Origin of the sequence: Aliiroseovarius sp. (assembly GCF_030148435.1) — a bacterium.
GTDB lineage: Bacteria > Pseudomonadota > Alphaproteobacteria > Rhodobacterales > Rhodobacteraceae > JASBTN01.
Window position 1 is genome coordinate 16,116 of the sequence record NZ_JASBTN010000087.1, and the last position, 11,488, is coordinate 27,603.

The following is an 11,488-nucleotide window of genomic DNA, read 5'->3' on the forward strand; positions in this document are numbered from 1 at the left end:
TGTGCAATTCGGAACCGTGCATGAAGATCATGAGGCGCGGATGCGCCGCGCCCGTCAAGCCTGTCTGTGCCCAGTGAGGCCGCGAAGCGGCGTTTTTCGCATCGCTGTCCCGCGTTTGGCCGAGATTTCGCGCATCACGTCCACCGCACCCAGCAGCAGACCGGCGCGCGACGGGGCGGCAATGTAGAGCACTTCCCAGTTCGGGCCGAAACAGCTCTTGAACTGGCGCAGCCCCTCGGCGCCCGAGATCCGGTCGATCCGGTCGCGCAACCGGTGAAACAGCTCCGGCTCTCGCGCCTGTTTGCCCAGCGGCACCGCGGCGAGCGACAGGCGGGGTACAGCGGCCGCGCGCGCTGCGGCGATCGCCTCCGCCAGCAGCAGATGCATGGTGCCGTCCGGCGCGTCGGGCCGTTGGCGCATCAGGTCGAGGGTCCATTCGGCATCATTGGCGTGTAGGGTCAAAAAGCCGATCAGCTTGCCCTCGCGCCGGGCCAGAAAGACCCGGGACCAGGGCAGGGTGGCCGGATCCCAGGTGCCCATGGAAAAGCCGCGTTCGCCGCCGCGTACCTCGGCCCAGGCCCGGGCGACCGCATCCATCTCGGCCAGCGGCATGGCCTGCGCCTCGGCCACCAGTACACCCGCGTTCTCCGCCTTGCGCAGCTTGCGGCGCAGCTGGCGGCGGGAGGGTCCGTCCGTGGTGAACCCGGCCGGGTCCAGCCAGGCCTCGCGCGCAAGCGGCAGGGTGGCCCATCCCGCGCGGCGGGCGGCGGCGGCGATACGCGCGCCGGACTTGTACAGAAGCGGCGTCAGGAAACGCGCCCTGGCGGCCTCACCGGCGTCCGAAATAAAGCGCGCCTCGTCGATCTCGCGCGACAGCGGATCGGACAGGAGCACCAGGCTCTGCCCCACAGGGGCCGTCAGGGCAGCGGGCAAGGCGCCCGGCGAGGCAAAGAGCGACAGGCAGCCATGGCGCAGCAGGCCCGCCTCGGCACGCGGCGCCTCGGCCAGGACGCGATCCAGGTTCGGGGTAAGCGCCGGGGCCTCGACCTTGCGAACCGCATCGAGCGCCGGGTCGGGCGCGTTTTCGCCCCTGCGCGGACCTCGGGCCACCATCGCGGCGCCGATCAGGGCCGGTGCCGCGTAATAGACCGCGCGGAAGGCCAGGACGGCGGCCAGCAGCGGCTCTTCGGGCACATGCGGCAAAAGCGCAAGCAGGGTCATTTCAAACGGACCGACCCCGCCCGGCGTGCCGCAGACAAGGCCGGCACCAAGCGCGACGATGAAGGCGGCAATCATGATCATCGGCGCGATCTGCGTGCCCTCGGGCAGCAGCACCCACAGGGCGGCGCCAGCAAAGGCCGTGTCGATTAAGGTCAGGGCAACGATGGCGCCCATGGCCTTCAGCGGCGGAAACTGGATGCGGGCCAGCACACCCGGACGCCAGATCGACAGGATGACGACAAGGGCGGCGCCAACCAGGGCCAGAAGCGCCATGGCGGTGCCCCCCGGAAGGTGCAGCGGCACGACAAGGATCACCAGCGCGGCGACGACGGCCCAGCCGGCCAGAAAGGTCACGGCCACGGTCATAGACAGGCGGAACGCCTGCACCAGCGTAAGTTCCGGCAGCATGCGCCAGCGCACGAAGGCGCCGGAGATCACGCCGAATCCCACCGTCTGGGCCACGGCGATCGACGCAACCCCGGTGCGCAGCGCGGCGCGGGCGGGGGTGGGCGATCCGATCAGCCGGTGGCCGACCGCGTCATAGCGGCCCACGGCCCAGAAGCTGACCACGGTGAACCCGGCGGCAGCAAGCCATTGCAGCGGGCCGACCGTGCGGAACCCGGCCGTGATCTGGCGGACATCCAGCCCCTGCACCCGGTCCCACATGAGCATGACCAGCAGAACGGCAATGCCCATCGGCAGGATCTGCCGGGCAGCCAGTTTGCGCAGGTCGATGCCCGAGGCCTGCCCGGACGCCTTGATGAAACCGGTCTTGTTGCTGTGGCCCATGTGTTCCCCCCCGCCTTTCGTCTGCCCCGGCGATAGTCTTGCCCCCGGGGTTCCAAGGGCGGGTTAACGTTTCGAATTCGAGCGAAAATAAGAGGCCGGCCGTGGCTGCTCACGTTTTCGTGAGCCGTGTCATAAAGGATCGGGTGAAAAATTCCACCTGTTTGCGCCAACGACACATGGTCGCAGAGGGGCGCAATGAAAAAGGGCGCCCGAAGGCGCCCCATCCTATCGTCTGATGGGGGGCTTACCCCTCGCCCAGCAGCTCTTCCTTGGCCTGGGACAGGCATTCGGCGCGACGGGCGCGCACGGTGTCGGCATCCGACTTGTCGCCCAGATCGGCAGTCACCTTGCGCAGCACGTCCTCGTGGCCGGCTTCCTCGAAGTCCGACTTGATCACTTCGACCACATAGGCTTCCATCTCGGCTTCGGATTTGCCCAGGATGGCGCCGGCCCATTCGGCCAGTTTCTTGTTGGCGCGGGCCTCGGCCTTGAACTTCATTTCCTCGTCATGGGCAAACTTGTTCTCAAAGGCGTTTTCGCGGTCGTCAAAGGTGGTCATGGGCATCCCTTGTGTCTGTCAGTTGGGCTGGAACTCGCATTCCGTTATCCCCGATATGCCTTCCCTTGGGGCGCAGGGCAACCCCGCTAGCGCAAGCATTGTTCCCGCACCGCGATATTCTTGCCCCCCACGGGCCTTTCCCTTATAGGCGGGGCAACGGCGGGGCCGCAGATGGCCCCCGCGAACTGGTGGAGACCCCATGGCACGTCGCAAGAAGCTATATGAAGGCAAGGCAAAAGTTCTGTATGAAGGGCCCGAGCCCGGCACCCTGGTGCAGTATTTCAAGGACGATGCCACCGCCTTCAACGCCGAGAAGAAGGACGTGATCGAGGGCAAGGGCGTTCTCAACAACCGCCTGAGCGAGTTCTTCATGAAGGGGCTGACCCAGATCGGCGTGCCGAACCACTTCATCAAGCGGCTGAACATGCGCGAGCAGCTCATTCGCGCGGTCGAGATCGTGCCGCTGGAAGTGATCGTGCGCAACTATGCCGCCGGATCCATGGCGAAACGTCTGGGCATGGAAGAGGGCACGCCGCTGCCGCGCCCGATCGTCGAGTTCTCCTACAAGGATGACGCGCTGGGCGACCCGCTGGTGCCCGAGGAATACATTATCGCCTTCGGCTGGGCCTCGCAGCAGGACATGGATGACATCGTGGCCCTGGCGCTCAGGGTGAACGACTACATGTCGGGCGTCATGTATGGCGTGGGCATCAAGCTGATCGACTTCAAGATCGAGGTCGGCCGCGTCTTCGAGGGGGATTATCAGCGTCTGATCGTCGCTGATGAAATCAGCCCGGACAGCTGCCGCCTGTGGGATATCGAAACCGGCCAGAAGCTGGACAAGGACGTGTTCCGCCGCGACCTGGGCAGCCTGGCCGACGCCTATACCGAAGTGGCGAAACGCCTGGGCGTGCTGCCCTCGAACGTGACCCACGCGCCAAAACCGACCCTGATCAACTGAGCGGGCCCGGAAGCTCGAATTTTCCGGGCCGTTTTCCGCGAAGAAAACGGATCCCGCCGCACCGGATATGAAAGAGGAAGACCCCATGAAAGTCCGCGTCGATGTCATGCTGAAAACCGGAGTTCTGGACCCGCAGGGCGAGGCCGTGCGCCACGCGCTGGGCAACCTGGGCTTTGACGGTGTCGAAACCGTGCGCCAGGGCAAGGTGATCGAGCTGGAGGTCGCCCCGGGCACCTCGGAAGACACGATCAAGGAGATGTGCGAGAAGCTGCTTGCCAACACCGTGATCGAAAACTACGCGATTCAGGTTCTCTGAGCCATGCGCGCGGCTCTGCTGACGACCTACCGGCAACCGCTTGAAATCACGACCATCCCGGACCCGGACTGCCCGGCGGACGGGGTGGTCCTGCGCCTTCTGGCCTGTGGCGTCTGCCGGTCGGACTGGCACAGCTGGCGCGGCTCGGACCCTGACGTCGAGCTGCCCCTGGTCCCGGGCCATGAATACTGCGGCGTGGTCGAGTCCATCGGGCCAGATTGCCGCCATTGGCGGGTCGGCGACCGCGTTATTGCCCCCTTCATTCTTGCCTGCGGCACCTGTTCGGATTGCGCCGGTGGTCATCAGACCATCTGCGCCACGCAGGCCGTGCCCGGGTTCACCCAGCACGGTGCCTTTGCTGAACTGATCGCGGTGCCCCATGCGGATGCCAACCTGACACGCCTGCCCGAGGGGATGGACCCGGCGCTGGCCGCTTCTCTGGGCTGTCGCGTGACCACCGCCTGGCAGGCGCTGACCGATCGCGCCGCCCTGGCGCCGGGCGAATGGCTTGCCGTTTGGGGTGGGGGCGGCGTCGGCCTCTCCGCGCTCCTGCTGGGGCGGGCGCTTGGCGCGCGGGTGGCAGTCATGGACGTGGTGCCGGAAAAACTGAACTTCGCGCGCAGCCTCGGCGCCGACCTGGCGCTGGATGCCTCTGGCCCCGATGTGTTGGAGCAGCTCAAATCCGCCACCGGCGGTGGAGCGCACGTGGCGGTCGAGGCGCTGGGGATCGAGGCCACGACCGTCTCCGCCATGCGCTCCCTGCGCAAACTGGGACGCATGGTGCAGATCGGCATGCCGGCCGGTGACAACGCCACCATGAGCCTGCCCTGGGACGTGGTCTATTCCGGGCAACTGGCCATTTTCGGCACCCGAGGCATGCCCGGACACCGTTATCCGGGGCTTTTGAGCCTGATAGACGGGGGGCATGTGGACCTGACCCCCTTGATTGCCCGGCGAATTCCTTTAAGTCAGGCGACCAAAGAACTTGCTGCCTTCGATGGCCCGACTCCACCCGGGGTCGCTGTCATCACCGACTTCACACGCTGAAAGGATCAGTGCCCATGAAAGCCGCCGTCATCGTCTTCCCCGGCTCCAACTGCGACCGCGATCTGGCTGTGGCCTTCGAACGCGCAGGCGCCGATGTCACCATGGTCTGGCACAAGGACACGCACCTGCCCGAGGGGCTGGACATCGTTGGCGTGCCCGGTGGCTTTTCCTTCGGCGACTACCTGCGCTGCGGCGCCATCGCCGCGCAGTCGCCGATTACCCGGTCGCTGATCCGCCACACCGAACGCGGCGGCTATGCCCTGGGCATCTGCAACGGGTTCCAGGTGCTGACCGAAACCGGCATCCTGCCCGGCGCGCTGATGCGCAATGCGAACCTCAAGTTCATCTGCAAGCCGGTCGGCCTGAAGGTCGCCTCGACCGAGACGCCCTTCACCTCGGGCTACGATCTGGGGCAGGAGATCACCGTGCCCGTCGCCCATCACGACGGCAACTACACCGTGACCGACGAGAAACTCGCCCAGCTGCGCGACGAGGGCCGCATTGCCTTCACCTATACCGACAACCCGAACGGCTCGACCGGTGACATCGCCGGGGTGATTTCCAAAAACCACCGCGTGCTGGGCATGATGCCCCACCCGGAACGTGCCGTGGACGCGCTGCACGGCGGCACCGACGGGCAGGCGATGTTCCGCTCGCTGCTGGACAGCTTCGTCTCGGCCTGACTTGAGGCCCATGGCCTACAGGCGTATCCTTGAGGCATGGGTGACACCGACATCACAGACCCGCTCCCGATCAACAGGGGGCTGACCTGGCGCCAGCGTCTGATGCTTCTGGCGCTGATCAGCGTGGCCGTGGTCACGATCTGGGTCACAAATGTCTGGCTGACCCAGCGCTTTACCGAAACCACGCGCAACCGGGCCGAGCTGCGCGTAGCGCTCTATTCGGGCAACCTGATTTCGGAATTGCAGCGCAATTCGGTCGTGCCGCTCCTGCTGTCGCGCGACCCGGCGCTGATCAATGCGTTGAATTCCGATGATTACAGCCAGTCGACCGCGCGTCTGATCACCTATCGCGACGAGATCGGCGCGGCCTCTCTGCTGCTGCTGGATGAAAGCGGCCGGGCCGTTGCGGTGACGGACCGCGAGCGCCTGGGCACCACCCACCGGGCCGAGCACTATTTCGTCAATGCGCTGCGCAGTTCGGAAACGGTGTTCACCACCGTGCAGACCGAAGCGGGCGGTTACGAATTCACCTACAGCCGCAAGATCGAAGCGAATGGCGAACTGATTGGCGTGATCGTGGTCGAGGTCGATCTGCAGAAGTTTGAAAGTGGCTGGGCAGGGATTTCCGATGCGGTGCTGGTGTCCGACAGCGAGGGGCTTATCATCCTGTCGACCGAACCGCGCTGGCGTGGCCTGACCGAGGCCGAGGCGCTTGCGACGATCTCGGCCCCGTCGGCGATTCGCCGGGCGATCCAGGCCACGACGGATTGGGCGACCCTGCGGTCCGACGCCTTCCTGGGCTCCACCGTGATGCGGCAGGAGGCGCGCATTCCGTTCCAGGGCTGGCGCATGGCCTCTTTCACCACCCATGCGAGCGTGCGCGAGAAGGTGAACGGCTTCCTGGCGCTTGAAATCATGGGTTTTGCCATCCTGCTGGCGTTCACCTTTTACGTGATCAGCCGCCGCGCCACGTCGCGTTCGGTGCTGTTCCAGTTGGAATCGGCAGAGCTTCGCCAGTTGAATACCGCCTTGCAGCGGGAAATCGCCGAGCGCCAGAAGGCGGAAAAGAGCCTCCAGGTGGCTGAACAGACCCTCGCGCAAAGCTCGAAACTGGCCGCGCTTGGCGAGATGTCGGCAGCGGTCAGTCACGAGTTGAATCAACCGCTTGCGGCAATGAAGACCTATCTGGCCGGCGCCAAGCTGCTCTTGCAGCGCAAGCGCCCCGACGAGGCCCTGTCGAGCTTCCAGCGCATCGACGACCTGATCGAGCGCATGGGTGCGATCACGCGGCAGTTGAAAAGCTATGCGCGCAAGGGCGGGGAAGCTTTCGAGCCCTTGGATACAAGGCTCTGCGTCTCTGCGGCGCTGTCGATGATGGAACCGCAGTTGAAAAGCCGCCACGTGCGCATCACCCGCAATATCCCCCAGGATCCGGTGATGGTGATGGGCGATCGGCTGCGCCTGGAACAGGTGCTGATCAACCTCCTGCGCAATGCCATCGACGCGACAAAATCGGTCGAGGATCCGCAGGTCGATATCATCCTGTCAGGCGGCGACATGGCGCATATCACCGTGCGCGACAATGGCGGCGGGGTCGAGGATCTCGAAAACCTGTTCGAGCCCTTCTACACGACCAAGGCCCCGGGTGACGGGGTCGGGTTGGGGCTTGCGATCTCCTCGGGCATCGTGAACGATTTTGGCGGCCGCCTCACGGCCCGCAACGGTCAGGACGGGGGGGCTGCATTCGAGGTGGAACTTCCTATCTTGAAGGAAGACGACGGAAAGACGGAGGCCGCAGAGTAGAACGCGGCAGATAAAAGGGTGAGCAAAGGAACACCATGGCACAGGCAATGAAGATCGCGATCGTCGATGACGAACAGGACATGCGTCAGTCCATATCCCAATGGCTGGCCCTGTCAGGGTTCGAGACCGAGACCTTTGCCAGCGCCGAAGAGGCGCTCAAGGTCGTGGGGGCGGAATACCCCGGCGTCGTCGTGACCGACATCCGCATGCCCGGCATGGACGGGATGCAGTTCCTGAAGAAGCTGATGAGCCTCGACAGCTCGCTGCCGGTGATCATGATCACCGGCCATGGCGATGTGCCGATGGCGGTGGAGGCGATGCGCGTGGGCGCCTTCGATTTCCTGGAAAAACCCTTCAACCCGGACCGCATGACCGAACTGGCCAAGAAGGCGACCGTGCGCCGCCGCATGGCTCTGGACGCGCGCGCGCTGCGCCGCGAGCTGGGTGATGGCACCACGATCATGAAAAAGCTGATCGGTGCTTCGCCCGTGATGGAACGGCTGCGCGAGGATATTCTGGATCTGGGCCAATCCGACGGCCATGTGCTGATCGACGGAGAAACCGGCACCGGCAAGACCCTGGTCGCCCATGCGCTGCACGCGGTGGGGGCCAAGGCCGGGCGCAAGTTCGTCGTCGCCTCCTGCGCGGGTCAGGAAGAGGATGACCTGGGGCGTCGCCTGTTCGGTCCGATGGAGGATGGCGGCACCCAGCCGCTCGTGGAAGAGGCGCGCGGCGGCACGCTGGTGCTGGAAGACATCGAGGCGCTGCCCGACAAGCTGCAGGCCAAGCTCCTGGCCTGGATCAACGACCAGGGCACCCCCGCCGAGACCCGCGTGGTCGCGGTGTCGAACCTGCAGGAGCAGGGCAAGACCTGCGAGGACTGCATGCGGCCGGACCTCTATTACCGGCTGGCGGCGATGAAGATCACCCTGCCGCCGCTTCGGCAGCGCGGCGAGGACATCCTGATGCTGTTCACCCGGCTCGCCGACCAGTTTGCCGATGAATACGGTTGCCCGGCGCCCACCGTGTCGGCGCAGGAAGCCGCGCAGCTGCTGCAGGCGCCCTGGCCCGGCAATATCCGCCAGCTCACCAACATAGCCGAACGCGCGGTACTGCAAAGCCGCCGCGGCTCGGGCACGATCTCCAGCCTGCTGATGAACGATCACGACGAGGTGCAGCCGGTGATGACCACCGAGGGCAAGCCGCTGAAGGAATATGTGGAAGCCTTCGAACGCATGTTGATCGACAACACGATGCGCCGCCACAAGGGCTCGATCGTGGGGGTGATGGACGAACTCTGCCTGCCGCGCCGCACCCTGAACGAGAAGATGGCCAAATATGGCTTGCAGAGGGCCGATTACCTGTAACGCCCCGGCCGGGTGGCCGCGCCGGGAGCGGGTGTGAGTGGCGCTCCCCGAAACGGGGGCGCTTTTCTTTTGACGCGGTGCCCATGGACCGTTAGGCATTTGGTAATTCACATGTTAACAAAGGAGGCGGAGCCATGGGAAACCGGTTGAAAGAGGCGCTGGCCGCGCAACAGATGCAGATCGGCCTCTGGCTGAACCTGGGCGATGCCTCGGCGGCCGAGATCGCGGGCCAGGCGGGATATGACTGGTGCCTGATCGACGGTGAACACGGGCCCTACAATCCAACCGCCATCCTGGGCCAGCTGCGTGCGCTGGCCCCCTTCGGGGTGGAACCGGTTGTCCGTGTGCCCATCGGCGAGGATTGGGTGATCAAGCAGGTGATGGACCTGGGTGTGCGCTCGTTGCTGGTGCCGATGGTTGACACGCCGCAGCAGGCCGCCCACCTGGTGCGCGCCACCCGCTATGCGCCCGAAGGACACCGGGGGCTTGGCGCCGCAGTGGCCCGGGCATCGGGGTATGGCGCCGATACGGGCTATGTCGACCGCGCCAATGACGAGGTCTGCCTGCTGCTCCAGGCCGAGACCCGCGTGGCACTCGACAATATCGACGCCATTGCCACGACAGAAGGGGTCGATGCGGTTTTCATCGGCCCGGCGGACCTGTCGGCGGACATGGGTCATCGGGGCAACCCGGGCCATCCCGAGGTACGCGAGGCCATCGCCAGGGCCGTGTCCCGTATCCGTGCGGCGGGCAAGGCGGCAGGCATCATCCACTATGACACCGCGGATTTCGCCCACTACCGCGACCTCGGCATTACCTTCCTGGGAACCGGCGCCGACGCCTCGCTCCTGCGGGCAGCCTTGCATGCGAATGTCAAAGCAGCGCGAGAGGCGATCGAAGGCTGATCCTTCTTTCATCTTTCCCAAAATATCCCGGGGGCGCGGGGGCTGGCCCCCGCTGGCGCAACATCCGCGACAAAAGGGCAGGGGCGGGCTTTGCCTCTTTCCTTACATAGCAAAAACGCGATACATCCGGGGCTGGACAGACAGATCCGCGCGCACAGGAGACAGACATGGCCAAAGCCCCGCATTTCCCGCCCCCCAGGCCGATCCCGCCCAGATCGCGCCTGTTCCAGCGCACGCCCCCGGCGGTGTTCCCGCCGATTTTCGGCCTGTTTGGCCTGGGTCTGGCCTGGCGCCGGGCCAGCGAGACCTTCGGTGTCCCGGGCGGAGCGGCCGACATGCTTCTGGGCGCGGTCACGTTGCTCTACCTCTTCGCGGTGGTGGCTTACCTAGCCAAGGTGGTCCAGCGCCCCGGCGTGTTCCACGAGGATCTGCGCGTGCTGCCCGGTCGGGCGGGGCTTGCGTCAATGATGCTGGCGGGCATGTTGCTGGCCTCCACGCTGGCACCGCTTGGTGAAAACTGGCAGCCTGCGGCCCAGGTGGTGCTGGCCCTCGCCGTGGCGGGTCACGTGCTTCTGGCCGTAACCATTGCGCGTGATCTGATCACCGGCCCGGAGGAATCCCGCGTGGTCACGCCGGTCTGGCATCTGAGCTTCGTCGGGTTCATCGTGTCGCCGCTGGCGGCCTTGCCGCTGGGCTGGGGTGTCTACAACTCTGTGGTCCTGTGGGCGACCTTCGCGCTGGCCGTGGCGATCTGGGTCATTTCGATCCGCCAGTTCATCCGCAAGGACGTGCCGGCGCCGTTGCGCCCGCTGCTTGCCATCCACCTGTCTCCGGCGGCGCTGTTGGGGACCGTGGCGATGATGACGGGCCATCCGCAGCTGGCGCTGGGCTTCGGCCTGCTGTCCATCGTGATCCTGGCCGGGCTGGGTGGCACGGCGCGCTGGCTGACCGCCGCCGGGTTCAGCCCGCTCTGGGGGGCCTTTACCTTCCCGCTGGCGGCCTTTTCGACGCTGATGCAACTGCTGGCCCTGGCGGGCTATGGCGAGGTCTTCCGTATCCTGGGAGGTCTGTCCCTGGTGGCCGCCACGCTGATCATCCCGCCGATCGCCTGGAAGGTGGTGCAGATGTGGATGAAGGGCGTACTGGCGGCCAAGACCAACGCCGCGCAGGCCTGAGGACGGCCCCCGGCTGACGTCGCGCGAACCGGTGGCAACGGCGCTCCTCCCCGGGGCAGTCCCGAAGCAGGCGATCCGATTGCCGCCACCTCCGGCCGCGGGCAATTCTCTTGGTCTGTGCCGGGATCCCTGCTATCACCGCGTCATGAAGACGCAAAAGACCATCATTATCTGCTGCATTCACCACTGACATCGTCAGGCGGGCCGTTCTTCTGTTCCATCTCAGTCATGAAGTTGCTAAGCCCGCCACGGACCACGTGTGCGCGAGGACAAGATGACCGAAATCAAGCTCTATAACACCAAGGCGCGGGCGAAGCAGGACTTTACCCCGATCGACCCGGACAATGTGCGCATGTATGTCTGCGGGCCGACCGTCTATGACCGCGCCCATCTGGGCAACGCGCGCCCGGTGGTGGTGTTCGACGTGCTCTACCGGCTACTGCGCCAAATCTACGGGGCCGACCACGTGACCTATGTGCGCAACTTCACCGACGTGGATGACAAGATCAACGCAACGGCGCTGGCCCGAAAGGAGGCCGGGGCGAAAGGCAGCCTTGAACAGCTGGTGCATGAACGGTCGAACGAGACCATCGACTGGTACCTGCACGACATGGGCGCGCTGGGGGCGCTGAAGCCCGACCGGATGCCGCGCGCGACCGAGT

10 protein-coding genes and 1 pseudogene are annotated in these 11,488 nt (G+C 65.5%); 9 read left to right on the top strand and 2 right to left on the bottom strand.

The window, feature by feature from the left end; genetic code table 11:
* Nucleotides 1–54 precede the first annotated feature (54 nt).
* On the bottom strand, nt 55–2,010 hold the full coding sequence (locus Q1V43_RS16350; protein ID WP_300520421.1) for a phosphatidylglycerol lysyltransferase domain-containing protein: 1,956 nt from the start codon (nt 2,008–2,010) through the stop codon (nt 55–57).
* A gap of 244 nt (nt 2,011–2,254) precedes the next feature.
* Nucleotides 2,255–2,569, bottom strand: coding sequence for a DUF1476 domain-containing protein (locus Q1V43_RS16355; protein WP_300520424.1), 315 nt, complete (start codon nt 2,567–2,569; stop codon nt 2,255–2,257).
* Nucleotides 2,570–2,768: 199 nt separating this feature from the next.
* On the opposite strand from Q1V43_RS16355, the gene purC reads away from it, so the two are divergent.
* The 9 genes and pseudogenes from purC to Q1V43_RS16400 all read left to right on the top strand — a co-directional run.
* Entirely contained in the window at nt 2,769–3,530 is a 762-nt protein-coding gene (purC, locus tag Q1V43_RS16360; RefSeq protein WP_300520426.1) for a phosphoribosylaminoimidazolesuccinocarboxamide synthase, read from the top strand.
* 85 nt (nt 3,531–3,615) lie between these two features.
* A complete protein-coding gene (gene purS / locus Q1V43_RS16365) occupies nt 3,616–3,846 on the top strand; it encodes a phosphoribosylformylglycinamidine synthase subunit PurS (RefSeq protein ID WP_300520428.1) in 231 nt (76 codons plus the stop codon).
* 3 nt (nt 3,847–3,849) lie between these two features.
* Nucleotides 3,850–4,893 carry a zinc-dependent alcohol dehydrogenase family protein gene (locus tag Q1V43_RS16370; protein WP_300520430.1) on the top strand — a complete coding sequence of 348 codons (1,044 nt, stop codon included), beginning with the start codon at nt 3,850–3,852 and terminating at the stop codon, nt 4,891–4,893.
* Between the two features lie 14 nt (nt 4,894–4,907).
* Nucleotides 4,908–5,576, top strand: coding sequence for a phosphoribosylformylglycinamidine synthase subunit PurQ (gene purQ / locus Q1V43_RS16375; protein ID WP_300520433.1), 669 nt, complete (start codon nt 4,908–4,910; stop codon nt 5,574–5,576).
* Between the two features lie 36 nt (nt 5,577–5,612).
* Nucleotides 5,613–7,379, top strand: coding sequence for an ATP-binding protein (locus tag Q1V43_RS16380; RefSeq protein WP_300520436.1), 1,767 nt, complete (start codon nt 5,613–5,615; stop codon nt 7,377–7,379).
* Between the two features lie 35 nt (nt 7,380–7,414).
* The gene (locus Q1V43_RS16385) at nt 7,415–8,746 is read left to right on the top strand and encodes a sigma-54 dependent transcriptional regulator (RefSeq protein ID WP_300520438.1); all 1,332 of its coding nucleotides are present in this window, start codon (nt 7,415–7,417) and stop codon (nt 8,744–8,746) included.
* Between the two features lie 134 nt (nt 8,747–8,880).
* A complete protein-coding gene (locus Q1V43_RS16390; protein WP_300520441.1) occupies nt 8,881–9,651 on the top strand; it encodes an HpcH/HpaI aldolase/citrate lyase family protein in 771 nt (256 codons plus the stop codon).
* Nucleotides 9,652–9,818: 167 nt separating this feature from the next.
* Nucleotides 9,819–10,826 carry a tellurium resistance protein gene (locus Q1V43_RS16395; RefSeq protein ID WP_300520444.1) on the top strand — a complete coding sequence of 336 codons (1,008 nt, stop codon included), beginning with the start codon at nt 9,819–9,821 and terminating at the stop codon, nt 10,824–10,826.
* 274 nt (nt 10,827–11,100) lie between these two features.
* Nucleotides 11,101–11,488: pseudogene (locus Q1V43_RS16400) on the top strand (cysteine--tRNA ligase); the annotation flags it as partial.